Source organism: Caballeronia eucalypticola (assembly GCF_047608185.1).
Taxonomy (GTDB): Bacteria; Pseudomonadota; Gammaproteobacteria; order Burkholderiales; family Burkholderiaceae; genus Caballeronia.
Map to the genome: position 1 here is coordinate 135,986 of NZ_JBLKRU010000014.1, position 23,137 is coordinate 159,122.

The following is a 23,137-nucleotide window of genomic DNA, read 5'->3' on the forward strand; positions in this document are numbered from 1 at the left end:
CCGAAGTGGAAATGAGGCAAGCCTACACCGTCGCCGGACCACGTCCTACATAGCGAATAAAATCCGGCGCCGTCAGCGGCGCGGAAAATAGCCAGCCTTGCCCGAATTGGGCGCCGCGCGTGCGCAGGTAACACGCCTGCTCCTCGCGCTCGATCCCTTCTGCAACCACCTGGACATGCAGCGTCAGCGCCATGTCGATAATGTGCGACGCCACGCTACTGGATGCCGAATCCTGATCGATGGTATCGACGAAAGACTTGTCGATCTTCAGCGCATCCACCTGGAAATTCTGCAGGTGCGAGAGGCTCGAATAACCCGTCCCGAAGTCGTCGATATACACCGGATGCCCGGCATCGCGGAACGCCTGGATCACTTCCTTGGCGGCATCGGCATCGAGAAAACAGCGCTCGGTCGCCTCGATCCGGATCTGCTGCGGCGCGATCTTCGCCGCCTCGAGCGCGGGTGTCAGGCGCTCCAGGAACCGCCGCGATGTCAGGTCCGGCGCGCTCAAGTTGATCGATACATAGAGCTCTCTGTAGCGCTGCAGGAACTCACCAAGCTCGAGCAGCACCGTATCGAATACCTGGTCGGTGATGGCCTGGATCAAGCCACGATGTTCCGCGAGCGGAATGAAATGATCGGGACGGACGATGCGATTCTGGTGCTTCCAGCGCACCAGCGCTTCGGCGCCAATACAGCGGCGGGTGGCGAGATCGACAATCGGCTGATACGCGACGATGAATTGATGCCGGCGCACGGCATCGCTGAGCTGCCCGGTTGGCGAGAGGCGACGCACCATCAAGAGGCCGAGCCACGCGGAAAGCGTCAGGCCGCTCGCGATGCCCGCAAGCAGCCAGGTCCATGGCAGCGCGCGCAGCCGTTCAGTGAAAGTCGCATCCGATGTGCGCGCGACGTTCGTCGTGTTGACCACGCTGGCTGATTCAAAGCCGCTACGGGGCGTATCAAGATTCGTGGGATTCGCGGGCATCACCGCAGTGGCGAATCCGGGTAGCGGAAACTGCGCAAATAACCGGGACGGTGCGGCCACGACGGGCGTGTTTGCAATCAGGCGGATCGCACCGGTGTCGACCATGCGCACAACATAGCTTTCGATCGCAGCGGCTTCCCGCGCTGCTGCGACCCGTTCATCCACGCCGGGCGCAAACAGGACGCACAATACGCCGGGCAACAACGCCACGATCAGCACGATGCCTGCCAGAAGCGCCATGCGCCCGCTGTGTTTGAACGTGCTCATCGTGCGCTCATTTCGCGACGCCTTTGCGCCGGATGCGCGCTGAATGATGGATTTTAATGAGGCACCTGTTGACATCTGCGTCGATTTTGTCAAGGTTGGGTGGCTCGCGCCTAGTGCGCCGTCAGCGCTGTTGATAGTGGTCCGGTTGTTCAGGCCGTATCGTGTCCGCTTGGCTGACAACCGTATCCCTGTTTCCTTGCATGGTCCCTGCAAACGGCCCAGTTTAGCGGCGAGATACACTGGGCTTCAATGCTTCGTGGCTCACGAAATGCCCGCTTTGGTGGGCTGGCGCACGCCGGCTCAATGCTTTTCCGGCACGCGTGCACAGACGTCTTGGAATTGGCGGATGAGTCCGATAGTCGTGAGAAAATCAGACCTTTGGCTGATGACATTTCTCGTGACCGTCCTTGGCCATCATTGGCCTCATGATTGGCTGATTAACACTTAAACCACGGAGGCACTCGATGGCATTGCACGAAGCCGGCGCTCTCACGATCCGCGACGCGAACGCTACCGATTTCGAAACGATCATCCGCATTTATGCTCATTACGTGCTGCATGCTCTTGCGACGTTCGAGGAAACGCCACCGGGTATCGACGAGATGCGTCAACGGCACGCGACCATCACCGGTACGGGCCTGCCCTACCTCGTGGCGGAGATGGATGGCGTAGTGGTGGGTTACACGTATGCGACCACGTATCGGCCGAGATCGGCGTACAGGCACACCATAGAAGATTCGGTTTATATCGCCGATGGTTTCGCTGGACGGGGTCTCGGTCTCGCGCTGCTCACGGCGCTGATCGAACGTTGCGTTGCAGGGCCGTGGCGTGAACTGGTCGCCGTGATCGGCAACAGCGGCAACGCCGGATCGATTGCGTTGCATGCGCGTCTTGGTTTCGAGCATGTGGGCGTGTTGCGCAAGGTCGGCTACAAACATGGCCAATGGGTGGACACAGTGCTGATGCAACGATCCCTCGGCGAAGACAAGGCGTTGATTCCGCAGAAATAAGCCATATAAGTTGTACCGGAGGGTGTGCGCGGTTCATCGCCGCATAGTTCGCAGCGTTGTTCGCAGCGACGCCGCTTTCGCCCTACCATTGCAATGCTTCGCGACCCTCTCGTCACCTCTCTTTCAGCCTGAGCTTTAGTTGCCCACTTACACCCTCGCCGCCGCCGTCAGTGCAGAAATCGACATTCGCAAAAGCCGTTTTATCGCGTTGGCGATTCCTGTGGCCGATCGCGCGGCCGCGATGCTCGAACTCGACGCACTGCGCGCTCAGCATCCCAGTGCCACGCATGTCTGCTGGGCGTTGCTGGCGGGCGGTGAGTCCGGCATGTCCGACGACGGTGAGCCTTCCGGCACCGCCGGCCGGCCGATTCTGGAAGTGCTGCGGCATCACGAAGTGGATGGCGTGCTGGCCGCCGTGGTGCGCTACTACGGCGGCATCAAGCTGGGCGCCGGAGGCTTGGTCCGTGCGTACACGGACGCTATTGCAACCACGATGCAACTGGCCGAGCGCATAGAACGCGTGGCGCTCAGCGTGCTGCAAGTGGAAGTGGAATACGCCGATGAAGCGCGCGTGCGCCGCTGGGTCGAACAGGAAGGCCATGCACTCGATGAACCCCGCTACGGCATGACCGTCAGCCTGTCGATCCAGATGCCGCTTGCCGTGCGCGACCAGGCCGCCGATGTTATCCGCGACCTGACCCACGGTCGCGCAGTCATTACCAAAGCGCCCTGAGCATCATGAGCGCCGCCGGCCTTCCACGCTCTTTTACGATCACGCTGCTGCCTTCGCAGCGCACGTTCGCGTCAACCGGGCAAACCACGATCCTTGAAGCGGCCGCGCTGGCCGGGCTGCGCCTGTCGAGTTCGTGCCGCAACGGCACGTGCCGCGCTTGCTTGTGCCGTCTGCTCGATGGCGCCGTGCAGTATCGGATCGACTGGCCGGGTTTGAGTGCGGACGAAAAGGCCACGAGCTGGATTCTGCCGTGCGTGGCGCTGCCTACGTCCGACTTGACGATCGATCAAGTGGATTTCCTGGAAATTCCGAATTCCACCGACACAAAACGACCTCGCGGCCGGGGTTTTTGAGCGCGTGAATCGGCCTCGGAATGCGTCCTGCGCAAACCGTCGGCGACCCCAGGCCGGCACCCGGGTAATCCGGGATTGTTGTCTTTTATCAAAGACATACGATGACATTCCCGAGCGGCGAAGCGCGTCCGATTGTTCCGCCGCCTGTAATCAAGGCGCCGAAAAGTGTACAATTGCCTTTTACCCAATTTTCTGGCAGGGCCAGACCAACTGAGATATCAATGACAAAAGTATTGTTGAAAGAGAACGAGCCTTTCGACGTCGCCATGCGCCGTTTTCGTCGCACCGTCGAACGTACCGGCCTGATTCAGGAACTGAAGTCGCGTATGGCTTATGAAAAGCCGACCACCGAGCGCAAGCGCAAGAAAGCTGCTGCTGTTGCTCGCCTGCGCAAGCAGATCCGCCGCGCGCAATTGCCCAAGAAAATGTATTGATGGTGTTGTACGTCTGAACGGCAGCTTGCGGGTCGACCCAGTTCGATCGAAGCGCCGAGTAGCCGGGAGCTTGTTCGATCGGCCCCGGTGTAGGCCAGATAAGTGCGAGGTAATTGTCCGACACACGGACGACCCTTGATACGAATGCGAGCGTCCAAATCCGTGGCCCGCGATTCGTGGCTCGATCCGCGAATAAATCATAGGCACTGCGCCCATCGAGGCGAAGCTTGAGCGGCAGCCGCATTCAGCACCGTCTAGCGCGCCCTTGCTGAATCGAGCATGCCGGATTGACCGCATGAAGCCATCGACAGATCGTGCGGAAATAGAAACCGCACTCCACGCTTGGCTTCCGTTGAAGGCTCGAAGACAACGAGTGCTGATAACTGTATCGGCCCTGTCCCTCGCATCCAGAATTCGAAACCTGCGCGATTTATATCGTGTGGGATTTTTGTGCCTGACGAATAGTCACGAACAGTCACCGAAGCACTTTTCGACCGTGCACGACCGTAAACGCATAAAGCCCGGTTAGACCGGGCTTTATGCGTTTAATCTTTGGTTGCGGGGGTAGGATTTGAACCTACGACCTTCGGGTTATGAGCCCGACGAGCTGCCAGACTGCTCCACCCCGCGAAAAAGATTATAGCGCTAAGGGTATGTCAGGTCAAACCGAATCGAAGAATATTGTGAATGAATGCGAGTGCGTTGACGTTATTGCATCGATGCCGGCTTTGCCGGAAACGGATCTGTCCCACTACGTACCACGTCCACACAACGCCGACGTTCTCGCGACAAGCGATTTAACAGCGGCAGCAAAATAATGGCGACGGCAGCCCCGCCGGCCGCGAGCCAGCCAAGTCCGAAAAATAGCTTCGTATAAAGCGGCAGCGATTGCAGCGAACTCAGGTCGTTGGACGGCATGCGCGCGAAGTTGGCGACCACGCTGCCCAGATACTGCGATACCCCGGTCGCGACGTAATACGCGCCCATCATGAAACCGCTCATGCGTGCGGGCACGTAGTGGGCGATCATCGCAAGGCCCAGCCCGGACACCAGGAGTTCGCCAAGCGAATAGAGCCCGTAGCCACCGACCATGAACCACGACGACACGCGGCCATCGACGGCATATCGGCCGCTGAACGCGAACACGCAAAATCCCAGCGCCACCACCATGAAACCCAGCGCGTACTTTGCGGCGATGGGGACGTCGTGACCACTATTCGCGAGGCGCGTATACGCGATCGCGAGGAACGGACTCAGCAGCATGATCCACAGTGGATTCAACGCCTGGAATTGGGCCGCGCTCCATGAGAACAAGGTCACGTTGAAGAGCGTGAACGATGCGTCCACGTTGCGCAGCGCGAACAAGGTCAGCGACGTGCAAATCTGCTGATAAAAGATGAAGAACAGTATGACCTGCAGCGTGAGGATCAATGCTGCGAGCAAACCAGCGCGCTCGCTTCGATCGCATTTCAACTGCATCCAGCCAAAGATCATGAGCACGGCAACACCTGCCCCGTATACGCAGATCGCAGCCACCCGTTCGTTCTGCAGCACGAACACTGTCGCTAGACCCAGGGCCACGCCGCCCAATGCGACCACGGCGAAGCGGCGCCACTTGATCGGCTCGTCGTCCGGCGCGGAGCCGATGTGCCCGACCGTACGCCGCATCAGCATGAAGTTGATCAAGCCCAGCACCATGCCCGCGAAACACACGGCGAAAGCCGCGTGCAAGCCCCAGTGATCCTTGATCCACGGTGTTGCGAGCATCGAGATGGTCGAGCCGATATCGACCGACATATAGTAGATGGTGAACGCGCTGTCGAGCCGCGCATCATCACCTTCGTAAATGCGCCGCACGAGATTCGCCGCGTTCGCCTTGAAGAGGCCATTGCCCACCACGATCACACCCAGCGCCGCGTACAGGTATCCCGATGAATCGAACGGAATGGAAAGCATCAGATAACCCGATGCCAAAACGCACGCGCCGAAGATCATCGTGCGCCGCGCACCCAGCACCTTGTCGCCAATCCAGCCGCCAATTGCAGGCGCCGAGAACACGAGTGCGGTGAATGCGCCCCACGTGAGGTTCGCGCGCGAATCGGCGAAACTAAGTTTGTCGATCATGAACAGCACGAGTAACGCAGCCATGCCGTAATAACCGAAACGCTCCCACATCTCGATCAGGAAAACGGTCGTGAACGAACGCGTCTGAGACGCGCCGGACGGATGTGGAGTCATGGGTCATTCTCGTTAAGGGTGGACGTCGCCTCCTGCCTTCGAATCGTTCGCACCGCGTGGCGGCCGATTCATTAATACAGGAGTCCGATACATGGGAAGCCGGGATTATCCCAACACTTTCGGGGAATGTGTGGCAAAGGCTTGCACATACAGCGTTCAGTTTTTTGAGATTAAGGACGCGGTTGAAAATCAGATGGAGCTATATTTTCGGATTGGATACGTTTTTTATTCCACTAATCATTTCGTATAACGATCTATTTAATTTTTTGGCATGGGACAGCAAGCTTTTTGAAACTCATGATAACTTTGTGTCTTTAATCATTCTCAGGTTTACGTCGATATGAACACTATCAAGGCGATTCTCACCGGCCACACACGCGGTCTCGGCGCGGCGCTGGCCGACCTCATGCTGTCACGCGGCATCGAGGTGCTTGGGGTATCGCGTACGAGGAGCAGCACGTCCGCTTCGTCCCTCTTGCGGGAAGTCGAACTCGATCTCACGAATTCCGCTGCGTTAGGCGAATGGCTTCGGACTGAAACGCTCACCCGGTTTATCGATGGTGGGCATACCGTCCTGCTGATCAACAATGCCGGCATGTTGCAACCGGTTGGCCCAATTGAAGCGCAAGACGTGAACGCGATCGGGCGATCCGTGAGCCTGAATGTTGCCGCGCCGCTGATGTTGTCGGCAGCAGTAGCAGCAGCAAGCCACGCGGCTTCTGATCGACGGATTGTGCATATCTCGAGTGGCGCGGGCCGCAACGCCTATCCCGGCTGGAGCATCTATTGCGCGACGAAGGCGGCGCTCGACCATCACGCGCGCGCAGTCACGCTGGATCGCAACCGGGCGTTGAAAATCTGCAGCGTGGCACCGGGTGTAATCGATACCGACATGCAGGCCGAGATTCGTGGCACGGGTCTGGAGCACTTTCCGTTGCGGGAAAAATTCGATGAACTCAAACGCAGCGGTCAACTTTCCACCCCAGCCGACGCTGCGCGAAAAGTGCTCGACTACGCGTTAAGCGATACGTTCGGCGACACGCCCGCGGTGGACGTGCGCGATCTTTCGTGAATGTCCGCGTCAAGCGCATGAGGATCGTGGCGAACGGCGTGCTGCGAAAGCGCATCGGCGGCGGCGTTGCGGGCGCGGGGAATCCACTGAAGGCGAACATCGGCGAGCTGGGCGATCAAAGCGCGCGCCTGCGCCGCGTAAGTGCTTAGCGCGGGCGCACTACTGGCTTCATCGCGGAGCACGTCTTCAATGACGACCTGACTGTCGCCATGAATCACCAGCTTGGCCGGCGCCGGCTTTCGCGCTACCGCGGCTTCGAGCACCGCGATCAACGCAAGATATTCCGCTTCGCAACTGTCGCCATGACCGGCGCGCGCGCTGATTTTCACAACCTCGCCGTCAGGACTCTCCAGCATGCCGCCAATGCCGATCTTGCCAGGATTCGGATACGCGGAACCATCGAACCACGCATGCCAGGCAGCGGCATCACGGACAACGGGCCGGACTTTTCGGGCTGCGCGTGCGGCTGCACGTTCTTGTTCACGATGGTGTCGCGCCTGCTCAGCTGCGACCCTTTCCCGATGCCGTGCGCTCACGAGCTCCGCGAGCGTCCTTGTGCCGGCGGATTTTTCCAGTGTCTGCGTCAAGGCAGCGTGAGCAGAGAGCGAAGTGAGCTTCGACAAACGCCGGCTCGTCGCGCGCTCCTTTTTGTAGGCAATAAGCAATAGCTCTTCGAACTCGAACATGCCGGGCATTGAGGTCAAATGATGTGATCGAATGCCGAGCTTAACAAGTTTTTGCAACGGGTCGAAAATCGGAGCGCAGAGAACCTTGGCTGCTGATATCAAGCACCTATGGCGATGGCGCCGCGATCACCACGCTGGCGTGCCGATTCTCCGAGCCTCGGGCGTCGTCGCGTCCGGTCAGGTCAGTCGCGCCCGATGTTGAAACAATCCGCGCTTCCACCACGACCTCATGTTGAGCCGACAGTGTCGGTTGCGTCGACGGCGAGCGAGTCATCGAGAACGATCGTAGTCGGGAGCTCACCTGCAGTTAGTCGACGCTCAGCGGGTCGGCTCGCTCGGCGGCTACGGCAAGATCGACGGCTCCGTTATCAAACGAAGGCTTGATTGGTATAGGCAACGCGCTGCCATCGCTTGCCGCGGGCCCCGATGCCGATTTTGCAGTCGCCGGAAACCTCGACAACATCGGCACCATCGCCATGTCCAACCGGGTCGCAGGCGATCGCATGACCGTCTCGGGAGGCACCTACACATCCAGCGGCGGCAAGCTGCTCATCGATACCGTGCTCAACCAGGGCGGTGCGGCATCGAGCTCCGACATGCCGGTCGCGGACAGCACCACGCTTGGCACAAAGGGCCCAACGCAAGTGGTCGTCAAGAATGTCGGCGGCGCGGGCGCGGTGACCTTCGGCAATGGCATCGAGGTGGTCCAGGTCACCGACCCCACCCACTCGGCCGCCGGCGCATTCACGCTGCTCGGGCGCGTGGTCGCCGGTCCGTATGAATACAAGCTGAACCAAGGCGGCGCGCAGAGCGCCGATGGCAACTGGTATCTGAGCTCGGAGCAGGCCCCCCACGCCTCCGGATCCACCTACGCCACCTACCCCCCCGGACCCGCCCACACCACCGGCGCCGCCCACGCCGCTCTATAGGTCGGAAGTCGCGGCTTATCTGGCTAACCAGCACGTGGCCGGGCAGATGTTCGTGCGCAGCCTCGATGACCGCAGCAGCGGCGGCAACGGCGCTCCTGCGCTCGCGCCCAGCCTGTCTGTCCTCCCCGAGGATGTCTGGATACGCGCTGTAGGCAGCAACGAAGGCACCAACAGCAACAGCGGCGTCTTCGGCGTCAGCACCGACTCCTTTCTCATGCAAGGCGGCATCGAGGCATACCAGGCAAGACTGGCCGGCAGCGCCGATCTCCTGCATATCGGGCTGCTCGCCAATTACACCACGGCCAGAAGCGACGCTCAGGCCGCCGGCAATCCGGCGAGCGCCCACGGCGACGTGCAAGGCTATGGCGTCGGCGCTTATGCGACCTGGTACCAGAGCGAACAAAGCCGCCTGGGCCCCTACGCCGATACCTGGACCGAATACGGCTGGTTCAACAACAGCGTGACCGGCGACGAGCTGCGCACCGTCAAATACAACGCCCGCGGCTGGGCCATATCGGGCGAGCTCGGGTACGCGGTGCCCCTGATCGCCGATTGGGTGCTCGTACCGAAGGGCCAGATTATCTATGTGAACTATAAGGAAGACGCCATCACCGAGCCTAACGGCACCCAGGTCAGCGGAGCCAATTCCAGCGGCGTGCTCACCCGGCTGGGCGCGCGCCTGCAGCTCACCGTGAAGTTCAGCGCCGACAAATCCGCCCAGTTTTAGCCACCGCCCACTGGTGGTACACCAACACCAGCAGCACCGTTTCGTTCACCCAGTTACCCGAGGGCGGCCTTTATCCCGCCAATCGATACCAGCTCAAACTCGGCGTCAACGGCAACCTGGGCAAACACTGGAGCGCCTGGAGCAATCTCAGCGGCGCATGGGGCGCTCAGGACTATCACGAGTACATCGTGCGCGCCGGGCTGAAATATGCCTGGTAGCCTATGAAAAGCGGGCGCGCGGTTAAAGCCCCGCCGTGCCCCGCCATTCATCCCTTATCCCCGCTTGGGAATGTTTAAGCCCTTCTCTACTGCTGGACGCGCCACAAACGCATCGAGCGCACGCCTGACATTCGGAAAGTTTTCAATACCCACCAGGTCGCCCGCTTCGTAAAAGCCGATCAGATTTCGTATCCACGGAAAGCTGGCTATGTCGGCGATCGTGTACGTGTCGCCCATGATCCATTCGCGCCCTTCCAGCCGTTGCTCAACCACCGCAAGCAGACGTTTCGCCTCAGCCACGTACCGGTCGCGCGGGCGCTTGTCTTCGTAGTCCTTGCCGGCGAATTTGTTGAAGAAGCCGAGCTGGCCGAACATCGGGCCAATGCCGCCCATCTGGAACATGACCCACTGGATCGTCTCATAGCGGTCGGCCACATCGTGCGGGATGAACTGGCCGGACTTGTCAGCGAGATAAATCAGGATCGCACCGGACTCGAATAACGGCAGCGGCTTGCCGTCCGGGCCATCGGGATCGATGATTGCAGGGATCTTGTTGTTCGGATTCAGCGATAAAAACGCCGGCGACATCTGGTCGTTGGTCTCGAAGCTCACCAGATGCGGCTCGTACGGCAGCCCGGTTTCCTCCAGCATGATCGAGACCTTGACGCCGTTGGGCGTCGGCAGCGAATAAAGCTGAACCCGGTCAGGATGCTGCGCAGGCCATTTTGCTGTGATGGGGAAAGCGGACAAATCAGTCATGGTTATCCTTTAGACAAAAGCGTGAAGAGCGTGGCAATCAGGCTCGCCGGGGCAGTTTATGGGTCCGTTTCAGCGTACAGGACAACAAATATAGTCACTCCTGTAGATCTTGTCTTGGCGCACTGCGGCTGGGTATTGAGGTGGTCGCCTATGCCGGAACCGGATCAAAGCAACCAAGAAGCGTTAACATGTCACTACATCGCTGCAAGGCGGCGAACGCTTTACGCGGACAGAATACAAACGAGCCGGAGTTACCTATGAGTCAAATGATCAAGCGAAACGGATTGCAGGTCGCAGCCGAGCTTAGCCAGTATGTCGATGACGAAGCGCTGTCGGGAATTGGTATAGAGAGCGAAACGTTCTGGAAAGGCTTCGATTATCTCGTCCACGATCTCGCGCCGAAGAACCGCGCGCTGCTCGCCGAACGTGACCGGTTGCAGACGGAGCTGGACCAGTGGCATCGAAAGAATCCGGGACCCGTGCGTGATCTGAAGGCGTATCGCGCGTTTCTGAAAGGTATTGGTTACATCGTGCCTACAGAGGCGGCCGTGCAGGCCACGACCCAGAACGTCGATACGGAAATCGCCGAACAAGCCGGGCCGCAACTCGTCGTGCCGCTGTCCAATCAGCGTTACGCGCTCAACGCCGCGAACGCGCGCTGGGGCAGTCTTTACGATGCGCTCTACGGCACCGACGCGATTCCCGACACGGATGGCGCCGAACGTACCAAGCAATTCAACCCGGCTCGCGGGGCAGCGGTGATTGCCCGCGCTCGCGCGTTCCTCGATGAAGCCGCGCCGCTCGCCAACGGTTCTCATGTCGATGCCACCGCGTATCGCGTAGAAGGCGGCAAGCTTGTCGTTGCGTTGAAAAACGGCTCATCGGAGTTGAAATCGCCGGGGCAATTCATTGGTTTTCAAGGCGATGCGGGCTCACCTTCCGCGGTCCTGCTCAAGCATCACGGCCTGCACTTCGAGATCCAGATCGATGCGACCAACTCCATCGGCAAAACCGATGCCGCGCATGTGAAAGACGTGTTGATGGAGGCGGCGGTCTCGACCATCATTGATTGCGAGGATTCGGTTGCAGCCGTCGATGCCGTCGATAAAGTCCAGCTCTACCGCAACTGGACCGGCCTGATGAAAGGCGATCTGTCGGAACAGGTCACCAAGAACGGGAAGACCTTCACGCGCCGCCTGAATGCCGATCGCGAATACACCGCACCCGATGGCTCGACGGTCAAGCTGCATGGCCGCTCGCTGCTGTTCATCCGCAACGTCGGGCATCTAATGACGAATCCGGCTATTGTCGATCGCGACGGGCACGAGATTCCAGAAGGCATTCTCGATGCCGTGATGACGTCACTCGGCGCGCTGCACGACCTTAAAAACAAGCTCAATTCGCGCACGGGATCGATTTACATCGTTAAGCCGAAGATGCATGGCCCGGCGGAAGTCGCGTTCTCCGATGAACTGTTCGGGCGCGTGGAAGACCTGCTCGGCCTGTCGCGCCACACGATAAAGATGGGCATCATGGACGAGGAGCGGCGCACGAGCGTCAATCTGCAGGCGTGCATTGCGGTGGCATCGGCGCGGGTGGCGTTCATCAACACGGGCTTCCTCGACCGTACCGGCGACGAGATGCACAGCGCCATGGAAGCCGGTCCGATGATGCGCAAGGGCGACATGAAATCGTCGGCGTGGATCACGTCTTATGAGCGCAATAACGTGCTCGCCGGGTTGAGCTCGGGACTGCGTGGGCGCGCGCAAATTGGTAAAGGCATGTGGGCCATGCCCGACTTGATGCACGCGATGCTCGAGCAGAAGATCGCTCATCCGAAAGCGGGCGCGAATACGGCGTGGGTGCCCTCGCCCACCGCCGCGACGCTGCATGCACTGCATTACCATCAGGTCGATGTGCAAGCCGTGCAGCAGGAGCTGGAAAAGACCAGCTACGCCAGCGCACGCGATGAGCTGCTCGATGGTCTGCTGACGATTCCTGTCGTGGAAAAGGCGCAATGGCCGGAGGAGGAAATTCGCCAGGAAATCGAGAATAACGTGCAGGGGATTCTGGGTTACGTGGTGCGATGGATTGATCAGGGCGTGGGATGTTCGAAGGTGCCGGATATCCACGATGTCGGCCTGATGGAAGACCGCGCGACGCTGCGGATTTCAAGCCAGCATATTGCGAACTGGCTGCATCACGGGGTGGTGTCGGCGGCGCTGGTCAACGAGACGTTCGAGCGCATGGCGACAGTCGTGGACAAGCAGAACGCCAACGACCCGCAGTATCAGCCGATGGCCGGGCACTTTGAAACGTCACTGGCTTTCAAGGCGGCGAAGGCGCTGGTTTTTGAGGGCCGCGCGCAGCCGAGTGGGTATACGGAGCCGTTGCTGCATAGGTTCCGGCTGGAAGTTAAGCAGCAGCACGGTTGAAAGATCGGAGGCTGATTCTCGCTGGATATACAATACACGAACGTATATCCAGCGAGGCAGTCATGCAAGTATCCAAGTGGGGAAACAGTCTGGCGATCCGCCTCCCTGCGGCGGTAGTGGAAGCGCTTGAATTGCACGAAGGCGACGACGTGGAAGTTGTTATCGCGGGTGCTCGCGAATTCCAGATCAAGAAGAAGCCGACTGGCCGGGCATTGCTTGACCGGCTCCGTCAGTATCGTGGGCGCCTTCCCGCTGACTTCACGTTCAACCGCGACGACGCCAATCGCGATGGCTAAGGTCTTTCTGGATAGCAACATCGCGCTGTATCTTCTATCCGGGGACGCGACAAAAGCAGACCGTGCCGAGGGTTTGATGGCCGAAGGCGGAGTCATCAGCGTTCAAGTGCTGAATGAAATCGCCAATGTGACCCGGCGCAAGCTGGCCATGTCGTGGAACGAGACAAACGATGTGCTGGACGCGGTTCGGGCGGTGTGCACGACCGAGCCACTGACGATGGAAACCCACGACACCGGTCGACGGATTTCAGAGCGATACGGGCTGTCCGTGTATGACGCGATGATTGCGGCAGCAGCGTTGCTTGCCGGATGCGACGTCCTTTACTCCGAGGACATGCATGATGGGTTGGTCATCGAGGAGAGGTTGCGGATTGTTAATCCGTTTGCTGCAGGGGGCTGGCACAGCCCCGGGAGTTTGCTATAATCCGCGACTTGCTGGAGAGATGGATGAGCGGTTTAAGTCGCACGCCTGGAAAGCGTGTTTAGGGTCAAACCTAACCGGGGTTCGAATCCCCGTCTCTCCGCCAGAATAAACAGATAAGCCCATGATTTCATGGGCTTTTTTGTTTTTAAGTGTAGCCCGATATACACTTCAGACTACACTCTAACCGATGGTTTTGCAGCGCTCTAACGCTACATTCCCATATCAAATAGCGGACTAACTTGCGAAGCCGACGCGCCCAAACGCGTGGCCACGGCTGCCGCCGTCGATGTGGGGGATTGGCCAGGCTGCTGCGTCAGTTGGATATGGAACTGCCGGTTGTCATTGTTCGCACCACCACCAACAGAAGGCACGTATTCGGGCAGTGGTGGCGGCACAGGGCTGCCCTTGTTCTGCCCTACCGGTGGCGGAACAGGGACGCCCTTGTTCTGCCCTACGTCCGGCGCCATCAAATGGGCCATGCCGTAATCCCAGGCGCTGCCGATCATGCCGAACGTTGCCTTGATGACGTGACCAACCATTTCGATAGGCTTCAGCATCATTTCGAATGCGCTGGCGATTACGCCGCCGACAGCCATCCCAGCCTGGCCAAAAGCCTTCGTCGTTTCGCTTGCCTTATCGATTGGCTTCAGCAGTTCGCCAAACCAGCCAATCGCGCTTTTAACCCAGCCACCAATGCCGCTAAGGATTGGCATTACGACGGGCGCAATCACGCTAACAACCGGTTCGAACGCACCAGCAATAGCGGCCCTTATCGGCGCAACGCCAGCAGCGAATCCACCCCATAGGCCGCCGAAAAACGACTTCAGCGGTTCCCAATACTTATAGATCAGCAGGCCGCCCGCCACTACCGCGCCGATGACGGCGGCCACTGGCATGCTGATAGCGCCCAGCGTTGCGCCGATCCCCTCGATGGCGCCCATGGCAATGGTCCCGGCGCCACGAATCGAAGAAAACGCCCGGCCTAGCAATCCGACCGATGACGCACCTTCACCAGCGGCGGATGTAAATTTGCTGAAGACAAGCGCAGTCAGGGCGAAAGAACTTACGGCAGGCGCTAACGCAAATAGCGCAGTTCCGAGTGCGCCCAAGCCGACAGCCAGGCCAGCAGCCCCAATCGCAATTGCCTTCGTAAGCCGTGGGTTCCGCTCCATGAAGCCGTTCAGGCGTTCAAGTGCGCCCGTGGCCAGTTCAAGCCCCCGCGTGTATAGCGGCAGAATGTCCAGACCCATACGCAGCTTCAGATTTTCAACCTTGGCTTTGGCGTCCAGTTCCTTACCGCCCGCAGTTTGCTTGCCAGCGGCAAACGTCTGGTCGATATCGTATGCGCCGCGATTCTTGTGCTCGTCCTTATCGATCAGCTTCTGCTGCATAACCATTGCGGCCAGCAGGTCGGCGCCCTTCTTGTTCGAAACAAAGCTGCCGATCACGTCCACGATTTCTTTCTGGTCAGTGATGCCCTTCTTTTCCAGCGTCGGCAAAAGGACTTGCTTAACCCATTCGAATTGCGATTCGCGGAACAGCTTAGAGCCCAGCAACGCGCCAGGGTTTAGCTGCGAAATCTGGCCTACCTTGTCGTTTTTTACTTTCGACTTATCGCCAATGAGCCCGTACTTATCCAGATTTTCAGCAGCGCGCTTCGTGGTGCGTCCCTGGTAAAGCGACGTATAGGCAGCAGATATTCCCGTGCCCACCTTGTCGCCGCCCATCATTTGCACGAGCGGTTCAAGCTGGTAATAGAACGCGTCGTCGCGCATCAGCTTCGCAGCCGTGCCGCCAGTCGAAATGACGTTGCGCCATTCGTCCGCGCCCACGCGCCCGCCAGTGGCCGAAACCACCCGCTGGACCATGTTCGCCTGTTTATCGAAGTCTTCCCGGCTGTTCGCCCCGCCGCGCAGTTCAATGACTTTCAGCATATCCATGAACTTGCTTTCGTTGTCCGCGCCGTGCTCGCTGCCATAGAACGCAGCATTGCCGAATTTCATTTTAGCGAGTGTCGGGACCGCGAATTCCGTATGGTGCATGTCCGTAAAAATAGACAGCGCATCGCGAGTAAGCGTCAGGTTTTCTAGCTGTGACGTGCCGAACGTCTTCAATGCCGTTGCAAACTCGAAAGCTTGTTTATTCACCTTGTCACCCAGGCCAAGGGCCGTCAATCGCGCTGATTCGCTTTGATACGACTTGGCCTCTTTCACAGCCATGATGGACGGGGCAGCCAGAACCGCGCTCCCAATGCCCGCAGCCACGGCTGCGCCGCCTATCTTGTGGCTCGCCTTCGTCAGTGTGTTGTAACGGCTTTGCGCCGTGCTCAGACGGTTCTGTGCGGTCCGCAGGCGGTCAATGGTCCGGATAGACTCGGCGTAGCTGGTACGCAAGCCGTCGACCTGCAAACGCGTGCTGCCGGTGACTTTGCCGAACGCCTGGATTGTCTTCCCAAGCATGACCTGCCGTTTTTCGGTCGCGCGAATCTCGGCGCCGATCTTTTTAAGCCCGTCAGTGGCCGAACCAAAGGCGGACTTAAGGCTGCTCGAAATCGAACCGCCGATGGCAATTGTGGCGTTTAGCCGTTTGTTTTGCATATGGATAATGTGAGTAGGTAGAAAAACAAAAAGCCCCATACAGGTAACTGCGTTGGGGCTGTGCCATGAATGCGTCCGGTTGTGGGGAAGGTTGCCACCGATATTTCCGGCGTCGGTGGCCAGCGCGAGTAAAACCTAAGCTGCGTCCCTCTCGCCCATCGCGGGGGACTGTCGTTCCGCTCGCGCCAGGCGATCCCTATCTTTCTTTTCTATGAGGGCTCGCAGTGTCAGGGCCTTAGGATCGTGCCGACGCGCCTCGATACGATCCCTGCGCCCATACCGTTTGACGATCATTGATTTCATGGCGTTTAGCTGGCATTGACCGTTTCCAGGCCGCGACGCATGAGACTGGTGGCGGCCTGGCTCATCGTGACGCGCAGGCCGGTGGCCGATTCAATGCGCTGCTTGTGCGCCTCGATGGAGTTCATCAAGTCCGGTTCAGCGATTAGAACAAGCCGTTCCTTTCGCGCCGACACCATCGTTTCAAGTGTGTTTGTTTGCATGGTTCTCAGTCCATCCGAATTGGAAAGCCACTTTCTTGCGATCCACCAGAAACCCAATTTCGTTTCGGTTTTCCGGGTCGATCAGTCGTTCTCAGCGCCGTCTGCGTCCCAGCTTTTACGTAGCCAAGAAAGCGTGCAACCTGGCGGGCGTTTAGCTCAGGAAACGCCCGCTCTACGCGCTGCTGTAAGTCGTCCGCGACGATGAAATTTCCGAGTTGAGGTGCCGACATCATCACGCGCGGGCCGTCTATCGGATCGGCCGTCCGCAGCACGTAAGTGGCCACAACCAGGCAGTCTTCGACATGGCGCGGAAGAATGTTTGTCGGCTTCGGCGCCGCTTTTTCCTTCGGCGGTTTGTTTTTCCAGATTCCCATCACTTGCTGCCTTTGGCAATGTGGACGCGTGGTCCGACGCTGTGAGTGCCAACGAGAGCCTTAGACCAGTCGCGACGACTTTCAACACGCACGGCAGCGGCGCTGCGGTTCATGGCGGGGCCGCCTTTGCCGTTCCGTTCGGCGTCTACGGCAGCGGCCTGGCGCGCCACTGCAATCTCTTTCATCAGTTCGTCGGCGTTGCTCATGCTGTCACCGTCCAGAAGCGCGAGGTATCCGGCAGCAGCGGCTGAAACGCAGCCCATGCAGTTACAGCCAGCGAACCGTCTAGATTGGTGCGTGCAGCGATCACGTCCACGTCGCTGCGGATCATGATGGCCGATCGGGCGAACGTGCCGACGATAGTCGCGGCCATATCCGGCGTCAGTTCGGCCTGGATTCCAGCAGCACGCAACACGCCGTTTTGGTCGATCGCGGCGCCGTGCGCTGCTGTACCGACCAAGCTGCGTAGTTCAGACATACGAACACCAGCGGCAGCAGCGGCAGCCAGGGAAAAGGCGGCAGGCGTTGCGGCGACGATTGCGGTCAGCAGGACTGCATCGGCAGTGCGTGCCAGACCCGCGATAATGGCGTGCATGATCGACGCTTCGATGGAGGGGTAAGCCTTCAACGTGCCTCGGGAGAACTCGAACCGAAGTCCATAGACGCCGGTGTTGGTTTCCGGCCCACCTGCACCGTCCATATGAATACTTGCGCGATTGATCGGCAACGGCGTCACGGTAACGTTCGCCCCGTCTGCGACCAGCGAGAAAGGCGCGGCCTCCACCGTGGTGAAGTATGACGGGATGCTCTGCATTGCCACGTCGCCCAGCGTACCGGTTGAAATAGCAGTCGCCGGGTCTTTAAAAACGATGACTTCGGCCCCGGCTTGTGCAACCAGTGATTGGCGAATGATCGACGCCTCAATCTTGCTGTGTTCGACGGCAGGCGTCGCCAGCGGCAGGCGGTAATGCAGGCCGTCAGCCGTCGTCAGCTTGTCAAGCTGCGAGCCTTTCAGATCGATCACGCCACGAACAGCCGAACTACGCGGGACCGTGCCCCGGTGATTTTCGTTGTGGTCGTAAAAGTGAACGTCGCCTGGCGCGGTACGGGCTGCTTCTAAAAGCTCTTTGAGGTTCATATGTGTTAGGTATCTCTAAGTTGTACTTACTGGTTACGGTGTACCCATTATTGCTTTTGGTGCACCTTCATTCCACGGTGGGGTTTTTACATGCCGCAGAAGGAAATAGCGGCGCCGATGGATGCTAAGAATTCTTCGTGTGTCAGCCCGTTGCGCTCAAAAATTCCGGCGCCTGCCGCCAGGTCGTCGGCGTCGAACGTCATATCAACGCCGATAAGCCAGCCAATGCCCATCACGACATGCGGTTTCAGCGGATTGGGAAGCTGGCTTGTCGCATTCAGGCCGCGAAGCAGGGCAAGAAGCCAATGGACGTCATGCATGCCGAATGGCAGGCGGGGCAGCATGCCTTGCTGGGCGTAGCTCTCAATAACAGAGGCGTCAATGGCGAACATGCGAGCAAGGGTAGACACGGGCATGGCGTAAGGCGGAATTTCAGGAGCGATGCTTTCAATGGTTGCGGTATTCATGATGGTTGGCCTCAGAGATTTATTTTAGTGACACTACTTCTGTCGATTTATTAAAACTATCGAAATCAAATACTTGATTGTCAAGATATAGTGCTTGGACTGAATTTCAAAATTGGCGCAGAAGTCAAATAACGCGGTGCCATGATCCCCGCAGGCGGGCCGTCTCAGGGAGGACCCGTAAATCCTGGGGTGCACAGCCTTGGTGCATCATCGGCCATCCTGGCAGCCCTACAGGCATGCCGTGCTGGTCAGCCTAAGGCCGACGCCGTGGCTCCCTGATCCCTCGACCCCATCGATACCAAAGCCTTTGGCGCCCCAGACGCTGCCTTCCCACTGACTTAGGCCACTGGCAAACGACTCAGCAGCAACGATGCACCCGCATGCCATCCATGCGCATACATCACCGGGTCGCGTAATTCGCAACATTTGCATATGCCGCATGCCCAATGCGTCTCGCTTTTCAAAGTAGGCGTTATTCGATTCATTATTCATTCGTAGACTGTTTCTCATGTGTGCTGAGGTCTTCGATACTAGATGTGGCATTTGCATAATGCAAATCGCCCTAAGTGGCCTCATTCTGTTTCCATAAGAAAACATTTTAGGAAGCTAGAAGCAGCACGGATTTTTATAAGCTATTGATTGAAAATGGTTTTCGAAAAATATGAAAATTTCAAAAATCCGGCATCGCCGATGGATCGTATAAAAGTTTATTTTCATCGACTGTCTAAATGATGTTTTCCTGCAACACCGCATACAGGGAAGGCGAGATTCAACGCGTCGGGCTGATCGCTGCTCCCTGTATGCGCCTTTCAAAACCCTCAATTACCCCGGTTACTCGGTTATTCCCACGTTTTTAGCCGTAACCGCCGTAACCCTTGCCAGATAAGGCTTCGAGCGAAAGGTTACGATGGTTACGTCAAAAACGTCGTTTCTATACTTCTATCTGGAATACCTATTTCTATATCTTTTATCGAATAGGTCGTAACTGGTAGTAACTCGTAACAAGCCATATGCAGCAACGATTTCGAAGTTACGATCTGTTCCGGCAGTTCGTAACAAACAACGTAACCAGACAACGATCAGGGAGTCACGGCTGATTTGTAGCTCCCCGGCAAACGCTTAATAATGCACGTCGGGCGCAGGTGAATTGCGAGCCCAAACGCGTAAGCATTTCCCTCCACGCTTCACAACCTTGACCGAATAGCCTACTGCGCTTAATGCTTTGGCTGCTCGCATTTGTTCGGCGCGGCCCTGTTTCGCTAGCTCAAGTCCCACGGCGTGAACCAGCACGTCCGACAGGGTGACTTCGCTAAGCATGGCGCAGTAGTCAGAAATAGCGGCTTCCCATGCATCATCCTCGCGCCGCATTTCGGCCTGTTCGCGATGCGCTTCGATCGGCATTTCCCACCAGGTCGCGCCGTCCCGGAAAATCTCCGCAGCTTCAGCGAAAAGCTGTTCGCGGTTTTCTTCGAGCCAGTCCAGATCAATCCTGACGACTCGCAGCGGCCAGAAACGCCGTGCGCCGGTCGCGTCGCGCAGGTAGTGGCTCTCGTTGGTCGTGCCAGCAAAGACGGTGCGACGTGGCGCGTCGATAGCATGGCGACCATATGGCGGGCGGAAACGATCGACCTGGGAACTGAGAACTTGCTTGATGCGCGTTACGTCGGACCGCTTGAACGCGTCCAGTTCTGCGATTTCGACCAGCCAGCGGCCCTGAATCGAAACCATAAAATCTTTATTGTCCAGCGATTCGGTTAGTTCCGAATAGAAGTCACCGCCAAGCGTCTTCAGCAACGTGGACTTGAGCACCCCTTGCTCGCCTTCAAATACAGGCATGGTGTCCACCTTGCAGCCAGGGCGAAGGCCGCGCGCTACCATCGACAGAATGAAATTGCGGCCCAAAGCGGTGTGATATTCGTCCTGCGGTGCGCCGGTCGCGCGTGACAGCCAAGTGTCCAGGCGGGGTTCTTCATCCCAGCGCAAGCCTGTCAGCCAGTCTTTCAATGAGTCGCGCTGGTTCCGGGTCATTAAAACTTGAACCGCCTGTTCGACTAACTCAGGGGTGAATTTGACCAGCCCCATGTCACCTTGCAACACGTCTGCGATTGCCAAGCGGTCCACGTCTGCCCAGGCCCGTGGTTCGTCGCAGTCCCAATTCGTGAACATTTTCTGGTGAAACGTATCCAGCCAGAAGCTATCTTTGAATCGATAGTGCCTTTCCAGAACTTCGCGGACATTCGCCACGTTGCCAAGGGGCTCGTTACGCGCGCCAGCTTGCAGGTTGATGCCCATTTCAGCCAGGCGGGCGCCAGCCAGGGAAGGATCTACGCCGGTCGTTCCAGCCTTGCGACGGGACGCCAGGTCGATCGCCAATGCCACGGCGGCTTCTCTGCTGCGCTTTGCTGCGGCGTCGATGTTGTTATCGGCCATCTTGCCCCGCCAGGTGTGCTGCATTGGCAACAGCGAGCGCAATTTCTGCGTCCGGAACAGCCTCATGCCGGATCGACGGGATTTTGTTCAGAAGGCAAAGGTCAGAAGTGATGAAGCCAACACGTTCAGGTGTCGCACCATAACGCTTGAAATAAAAGCTCGCAGCTTTCCAGACGGCAGCCAGGCGCGTTTCCCTGTCTCGGGCCTGCAACACATGGAAAAAATTTCGGACTACTGATGGACATGCATTAAAATAGGACATGTATTCGTCTTTTGGGGCACTCATTTATTTGGGAGCCCCTTTTTTATTGTCCACGCGATGCGCGAACGCGTTCATCGATCCAGGCTTGCACTTCGCTGGCTATCCAACCAGCCGCACGCGGGCCAAGTTTGATTTGCTTCGGGAACGTACCAAGCCTGGCATTCAGGTAGATGGTTGGGATTGCCATCCCCGTCATTTCGCTTACCGATTGAATGCGCAGGATGCGGGCAGGGGTTTGTGTGGTTTGCATCTAACGTCCTATGTATAAGAATCGATAGCTGCAATTTAAGGGCGATAGCTTCCCGATTCCACGGTGGGGTTTTCGGAAATATAAAAGCCCGACAAACGGGCTTTTGGGTTTGCTAGACAGAATGCTTGGCGCAGTAGGATGCCCAGGCATCCATCATTCTGCCCCGCTTGGCCAGCAGGTCGCCGCGCTGATAGGCCGCCTCTACTTCGCTGCGGACGGCATGCGCCAGGGCTTTCTCTGCCAGTTCCCTGGGGAAGTTTGTCGTTTCCGCCGCCCACGTGCGAAACGTGGAGCGGAACCCATGCACGGTCAAGTCCGCGCGCTCCATTCGCTTCAGTACAGCAAGGAGGGACATATTCGATAGCCCCTTGTCTTTCTTCAATCCGGGGAACACAAAATCATCCTGCCGAACCTTCTCCATCGCCTTCAGAATTGCGACGGCGCGGCCACTTAGCGGCACGCGATGTTCCTTTTTCATTTTCATCCGTTCGGCTGGAACCGTCCACAATTTCGCTTCCAGGTCGATTTCGTCCCACTGCGCGCCGATGATTTCGTTTGTCCGCGCGGCAGTGTAGATACAGAATTCCAGCGCCTTCGCGGCCACGCCTTCCATTGCCCTAAGGGACTCCATGAAACCTGCGATTTCGGCGTAAGGAATTGACGCGTGGTGTTCGTCTCCCTGAACCGCGCTTGGCTTAGCCAGCAAGGTATCCAGGTGGCCTTTCCAGCGCGCCGGGTTTTCACCTGATCGAAGGCCACGCGTCGCCGCCCAGGCCAATACCTTCTCGATGCGGCCACGGACCCGGGACGCGGTTTCGTTCTTCATCGTCCAGATAGGTTCTAGGATTTGCCGCACGTCGGTTGTGTCCACCAGCGCAACGTCCTTTGTTCCGATGACCGGCGCCGCGTATGTTGTCAGCGTGTTCGTCCACTGCTCCGCGTGTTTAGCGTTCTTCCATCCAGGGGTTTGGGCTTCAATGTATGCGGTCGCGCACTGCGTGAAAGTCATTTTCGCAGCAGCCTTTGCCCGTTCGGACAGACGGATTTCCTTTGGGTCCTGGCCGTTGCCGAGTACCTGGCGCATCGATTCGGCTTTGGCTCGGGCCGCTTCGAGGGAAACATTCAGGTATGCGCCCAGGCCGATCCAGTGCGCTTTCTTGTTACGGGCGTAACGGAAAATCCAGGACTTCGAGCCCGTAGGCCCCACGTCAAGGTAAAGGCCGCCGCCGTCACTGTAATATCCAGGCGTCTTTTCCTGCCTTACTTTGACTGCTGATAGCTTTTTTATGGGTCGCGCCATTCTGTCCGCCTAATCGTCTGGTCTACACTTCAGTCTACACTTGATGGCCGCATGATAGCATCCGTTAATATCGACTGTTATAGACTAAACCCAGAACCGACAAGGCTTTCAGAGGTTTTATTATTTTTCTATATTCTTAGCTATTGCTTGAAAAGGCGGACCGTCTCTCCGCCAAGAATACGTTTCACATTGTTGAGCAGCACCCGAAACCCGCATCGCGCCTTGTGTCGACGCGGGTTTTTTTGCG

At 58.1% G+C, this 23,137-nt stretch carries 24 protein-coding genes, 2 tRNA genes and 1 pseudogene; 11 read left to right on the forward strand and 16 right to left on the reverse strand.

All coding sequences use genetic code 11. The features are described 5' to 3' along the window. Positions 1–22 precede the first annotated feature (22 nt). Positions 23–1,255, reverse strand: a complete 1,233-nt coding sequence (locus ACMX25_RS18160) for an EAL domain-containing protein (RefSeq protein WP_414951428.1) — start codon at positions 1,253–1,255, stop codon at positions 23–25. Between the two features lie 464 nt (positions 1,256–1,719). On the opposite strand from ACMX25_RS18160, the gene ACMX25_RS18165 reads away from it, so the two are divergent. From ACMX25_RS18165 to rpsU, 4 genes are all read left to right on the forward strand, one after another. Continuing rightward, positions 1,720–2,265, forward strand: a complete 546-nt coding sequence (locus ACMX25_RS18165; protein ID WP_414951430.1) for a GNAT family N-acetyltransferase — start codon at positions 1,720–1,722, stop codon at positions 2,263–2,265. 139 nt (positions 2,266–2,404) lie between these two features. Further along, positions 2,405–2,998 carry an IMPACT family protein gene (locus tag ACMX25_RS18170; RefSeq protein ID WP_414951431.1) on the forward strand — a complete coding sequence of 198 codons (594 nt, stop codon included), beginning with the start codon at positions 2,405–2,407 and terminating at the stop codon, positions 2,996–2,998. A 5-nt stretch (positions 2,999–3,003) separates the two neighbouring features. Further along, positions 3,004–3,351 carry a 2Fe-2S iron-sulfur cluster-binding protein gene (locus ACMX25_RS18175; protein ID WP_414951432.1) on the forward strand — a complete coding sequence of 116 codons (348 nt, stop codon included), beginning with the start codon at positions 3,004–3,006 and terminating at the stop codon, positions 3,349–3,351. A gap of 221 nt (positions 3,352–3,572) precedes the next feature. After that, complete coding sequence (gene rpsU, locus ACMX25_RS18180) at positions 3,573–3,785, forward strand: 30S ribosomal protein S21 (protein WP_165093256.1); 213 nt, start codon at positions 3,573–3,575, stop codon at positions 3,783–3,785. Positions 3,786–4,338: 553 nt separating this feature from the next. Here the strand turns inward: rpsU and ACMX25_RS18185 are convergent. Together ACMX25_RS18185 and ACMX25_RS18190 are read right to left on the reverse strand one after the other, a co-directional pair. Then, positions 4,339–4,415: transfer RNA gene (locus ACMX25_RS18185), tRNA-Met, on the reverse strand. 78 nt (positions 4,416–4,493) lie between these two features. Beyond that, positions 4,494–6,023: a peptide MFS transporter gene (locus ACMX25_RS18190; protein WP_414951433.1), complete on the reverse strand. Its 1,530-nt coding sequence runs from the start codon at positions 6,021–6,023 to the stop codon at positions 4,494–4,496. 340 nt (positions 6,024–6,363) lie between these two features. On the opposite strand from ACMX25_RS18190, the gene ACMX25_RS18195 reads away from it, so the two are divergent. Continuing rightward, on the forward strand, positions 6,364–7,095 hold the full coding sequence (locus tag ACMX25_RS18195; RefSeq protein WP_414951434.1) for an SDR family oxidoreductase: 732 nt from the start codon (positions 6,364–6,366) through the stop codon (positions 7,093–7,095). Here the strand turns inward: ACMX25_RS18195 and ACMX25_RS18200 are convergent. Together ACMX25_RS18200 and ACMX25_RS18205 are read right to left on the reverse strand one after the other, a co-directional pair. After that, complete coding sequence (locus ACMX25_RS18200) at positions 7,035–7,790, reverse strand: ribonuclease HI family protein (protein ID WP_414951495.1); 756 nt, start codon at positions 7,788–7,790, stop codon at positions 7,035–7,037. The two genes, ACMX25_RS18195 and ACMX25_RS18200, sit on opposite strands and share 61 nt — an antisense overlap. A 97-nt stretch (positions 7,791–7,887) precedes the next feature. Then, positions 7,888–8,055: a hypothetical protein gene (locus ACMX25_RS18205; RefSeq protein WP_414951435.1), complete on the reverse strand. Its 168-nt coding sequence runs from the start codon at positions 8,053–8,055 to the stop codon at positions 7,888–7,890. A gap of 106 nt (positions 8,056–8,161) precedes the next feature. Here ACMX25_RS18205 and ACMX25_RS18210 point away from each other — a divergent pair, with 106 nt between their 5' ends. Together ACMX25_RS18210 and ACMX25_RS18215 are read left to right on the forward strand one after the other, a co-directional pair. Further along, the gene (locus ACMX25_RS18210) at positions 8,162–8,710 is read left to right on the forward strand and encodes an autotransporter outer membrane beta-barrel domain-containing protein (protein ID WP_414951436.1); all 549 of its coding nucleotides are present in this window, start codon (positions 8,162–8,164) and stop codon (positions 8,708–8,710) included. Between the two features lie 10 nt (positions 8,711–8,720). Further along, positions 8,721–9,437 (forward strand): annotated as a pseudogene (locus ACMX25_RS18215) (autotransporter outer membrane beta-barrel domain-containing protein); the annotation flags it as partial. Positions 9,438–9,709: 272 nt separating this feature from the next. Here the strand turns inward: ACMX25_RS18215 and ACMX25_RS18220 are convergent. After that, complete coding sequence (locus ACMX25_RS18220) at positions 9,710–10,414, reverse strand: glutathione S-transferase N-terminal domain-containing protein (RefSeq protein WP_414951438.1); 705 nt, start codon at positions 10,412–10,414, stop codon at positions 9,710–9,712. A gap of 257 nt (positions 10,415–10,671) precedes the next feature. Here ACMX25_RS18220 and ACMX25_RS18225 point away from each other — a divergent pair, with 257 nt between their 5' ends. From ACMX25_RS18225 to ACMX25_RS18240, 4 genes are all read left to right on the forward strand, one after another. Next, on the forward strand, positions 10,672–12,849 hold the full coding sequence (locus ACMX25_RS18225) for a malate synthase G (RefSeq protein ID WP_414951439.1): 2,178 nt from the start codon (positions 10,672–10,674) through the stop codon (positions 12,847–12,849). Positions 12,850–12,911: 62 nt separating this feature from the next. Continuing rightward, a complete protein-coding gene (locus tag ACMX25_RS18230; protein WP_062092026.1) occupies positions 12,912–13,145 on the forward strand; it encodes an AbrB/MazE/SpoVT family DNA-binding domain-containing protein in 234 nt (77 codons plus the stop codon). Beyond that, positions 13,138–13,569 carry a PIN domain-containing protein gene (locus ACMX25_RS18235; RefSeq protein WP_414951440.1) on the forward strand — a complete coding sequence of 144 codons (432 nt, stop codon included), beginning with the start codon at positions 13,138–13,140 and terminating at the stop codon, positions 13,567–13,569. Before ACMX25_RS18230 ends, ACMX25_RS18235 begins: the two co-directional genes overlap by 8 nt. 13 nt (positions 13,570–13,582) lie before the next feature. Further along, positions 13,583–13,672 (forward strand) — tRNA-Ser (locus tag ACMX25_RS18240). 106 nt (positions 13,673–13,778) lie between these two features. On the opposite strand, the gene ACMX25_RS18245 is transcribed toward ACMX25_RS18240, so the two are convergent. The 10 genes from ACMX25_RS18245 to ACMX25_RS18290 all read right to left on the reverse strand — a co-directional run bounded on the left by ACMX25_RS18245 (position 13,779) and on the right by ACMX25_RS18290 (position 22,890). Next, positions 13,779–16,166 (reverse strand): phage tail tape measure protein, encoded by a 2,388-nt coding sequence (locus ACMX25_RS18245; protein ID WP_414951441.1) that lies wholly within the window; start codon positions 16,164–16,166, stop codon positions 13,779–13,781. Between the two features lie 308 nt (positions 16,167–16,474). Then, positions 16,475–16,669, reverse strand: coding sequence for a hypothetical protein (locus ACMX25_RS18250; RefSeq protein ID WP_414951442.1), 195 nt, complete (start codon positions 16,667–16,669; stop codon positions 16,475–16,477). Positions 16,670–16,674: 5 nt separating this feature from the next. After that, positions 16,675–17,043: a hypothetical protein gene (locus ACMX25_RS18255; RefSeq protein ID WP_414951443.1), complete on the reverse strand. Its 369-nt coding sequence runs from the start codon at positions 17,041–17,043 to the stop codon at positions 16,675–16,677. Continuing rightward, entirely contained in the window at positions 17,043–17,249 is a 207-nt protein-coding gene (locus ACMX25_RS18260; RefSeq protein WP_414951444.1) for a hypothetical protein, read from the reverse strand. The genes ACMX25_RS18255 and ACMX25_RS18260 overlap by 1 nt, the downstream gene beginning before the upstream one ends. Beyond that, positions 17,246–18,181: a hypothetical protein gene (locus tag ACMX25_RS18265; RefSeq protein ID WP_414951445.1), complete on the reverse strand. Its 936-nt coding sequence runs from the start codon at positions 18,179–18,181 to the stop codon at positions 17,246–17,248. The genes ACMX25_RS18260 and ACMX25_RS18265 overlap by 4 nt, the downstream gene beginning before the upstream one ends. Positions 18,182–18,267: 86 nt before the next feature. Further along, on the reverse strand, positions 18,268–18,648 hold the full coding sequence (locus ACMX25_RS18270; RefSeq protein ID WP_414951446.1) for a hypothetical protein: 381 nt from the start codon (positions 18,646–18,648) through the stop codon (positions 18,268–18,270). A 1,119-nt stretch (positions 18,649–19,767) separates the two neighbouring features. Next, positions 19,768–21,078, reverse strand: a complete 1,311-nt coding sequence (locus tag ACMX25_RS18275) for a virulence-associated E family protein (protein ID WP_414951447.1) — start codon at positions 21,076–21,078, stop codon at positions 19,768–19,770. Continuing rightward, the gene (locus tag ACMX25_RS18280) at positions 21,068–21,364 is read right to left on the reverse strand and encodes a hypothetical protein (RefSeq protein ID WP_414951448.1); all 297 of its coding nucleotides are present in this window, start codon (positions 21,362–21,364) and stop codon (positions 21,068–21,070) included. Before ACMX25_RS18280 ends, ACMX25_RS18275 begins: the two co-directional genes overlap by 11 nt. A gap of 19 nt (positions 21,365–21,383) precedes the next feature. Further along, positions 21,384–21,590 (reverse strand): helix-turn-helix transcriptional regulator, encoded by a 207-nt coding sequence (locus ACMX25_RS18285; RefSeq protein ID WP_075359881.1) that lies wholly within the window; start codon positions 21,588–21,590, stop codon positions 21,384–21,386. A 112-nt stretch (positions 21,591–21,702) separates the two neighbouring features. Continuing rightward, entirely contained in the window at positions 21,703–22,890 is a 1,188-nt protein-coding gene (locus tag ACMX25_RS18290) for a tyrosine-type recombinase/integrase (protein ID WP_414951449.1), read from the reverse strand. Between the last annotated feature and the right edge of the window lie 247 nt (positions 22,891–23,137).

Excerpts from the sequence above, each read along its gene's own strand:
- ACMX25_RS18160 (WP_414951428.1), bottom strand. The coding sequence starts at position 1,255 with ATGAGCACGTTCAAACACAGCGGGCGCATGGCGCTTCTGGCAGGCATC.
- ACMX25_RS18165 (WP_414951430.1), top strand. The coding sequence starts at position 1,720 with ATGGCATTGCACGAAGCCGGCGCTCTCACGATCCGCGACGCGAACGCT.
- ACMX25_RS18175 (WP_414951432.1), top strand. The coding sequence starts at position 3,004 with ATGAGCGCCGCCGGCCTTCCACGCTCTTTTACGATCACGCTGCTGCCT.
- rpsU (WP_165093256.1), top strand. The coding sequence starts at position 3,573 with ATGACAAAAGTATTGTTGAAAGAGAACGAGCCTTTCGACGTCGCCATG.
- ACMX25_RS18190 (WP_414951433.1), bottom strand. The coding sequence starts at position 6,023 with ATGACTCCACATCCGTCCGGCGCGTCTCAGACGCGTTCGTTCACGACC.
- ACMX25_RS18195 (WP_414951434.1), top strand. The coding sequence starts at position 6,364 with ATGAACACTATCAAGGCGATTCTCACCGGCCACACACGCGGTCTCGGC.
- ACMX25_RS18200 (WP_414951495.1), bottom strand. The coding sequence starts at position 7,790 with ATGCCCGGCATGTTCGAGTTCGAAGAGCTATTGCTTATTGCCTACAAA.
- ACMX25_RS18205 (WP_414951435.1), bottom strand. The coding sequence starts at position 8,055 with ATGACTCGCTCGCCGTCGACGCAACCGACACTGTCGGCTCAACATGAG.
- ACMX25_RS18220 (WP_414951438.1), bottom strand. The coding sequence starts at position 10,414 with ATGACTGATTTGTCCGCTTTCCCCATCACAGCAAAATGGCCTGCGCAG.
- ACMX25_RS18225 (WP_414951439.1), top strand. The coding sequence starts at position 10,672 with ATGAGTCAAATGATCAAGCGAAACGGATTGCAGGTCGCAGCCGAGCTT.
- ACMX25_RS18230 (WP_062092026.1), top strand. The coding sequence starts at position 12,912 with ATGCAAGTATCCAAGTGGGGAAACAGTCTGGCGATCCGCCTCCCTGCG.
- ACMX25_RS18235 (WP_414951440.1), top strand. The coding sequence starts at position 13,138 with ATGGCTAAGGTCTTTCTGGATAGCAACATCGCGCTGTATCTTCTATCC.
- ACMX25_RS18245 (WP_414951441.1), bottom strand. The coding sequence starts at position 16,166 with ATGCAAAACAAACGGCTAAACGCCACAATTGCCATCGGCGGTTCGATT.
- ACMX25_RS18250 (WP_414951442.1), bottom strand. The coding sequence starts at position 16,669 with ATGCAAACAAACACACTTGAAACGATGGTGTCGGCGCGAAAGGAACGG.
- ACMX25_RS18255 (WP_414951443.1), bottom strand. The coding sequence starts at position 17,043 with ATGGGAATCTGGAAAAACAAACCGCCGAAGGAAAAAGCGGCGCCGAAG.
- ACMX25_RS18260 (WP_414951444.1), bottom strand. The coding sequence starts at position 17,249 with ATGAGCAACGCCGACGAACTGATGAAAGAGATTGCAGTGGCGCGCCAG.
- ACMX25_RS18265 (WP_414951445.1), bottom strand. The coding sequence starts at position 18,181 with ATGAACCTCAAAGAGCTTTTAGAAGCAGCCCGTACCGCGCCAGGCGAC.
- ACMX25_RS18270 (WP_414951446.1), bottom strand. The coding sequence starts at position 18,648 with ATGAATACCGCAACCATTGAAAGCATCGCTCCTGAAATTCCGCCTTAC.
- ACMX25_RS18275 (WP_414951447.1), bottom strand. The coding sequence starts at position 21,078 with ATGGCCGATAACAACATCGACGCCGCAGCAAAGCGCAGCAGAGAAGCC.
- ACMX25_RS18280 (WP_414951448.1), bottom strand. The coding sequence starts at position 21,364 with ATGAGTGCCCCAAAAGACGAATACATGTCCTATTTTAATGCATGTCCA.
- ACMX25_RS18285 (WP_075359881.1), bottom strand. The coding sequence starts at position 21,590 with ATGCAAACCACACAAACCCCTGCCCGCATCCTGCGCATTCAATCGGTA.
- ACMX25_RS18290 (WP_414951449.1), bottom strand. The coding sequence starts at position 22,890 with ATGGCGCGACCCATAAAAAAGCTATCAGCAGTCAAAGTAAGGCAGGAA.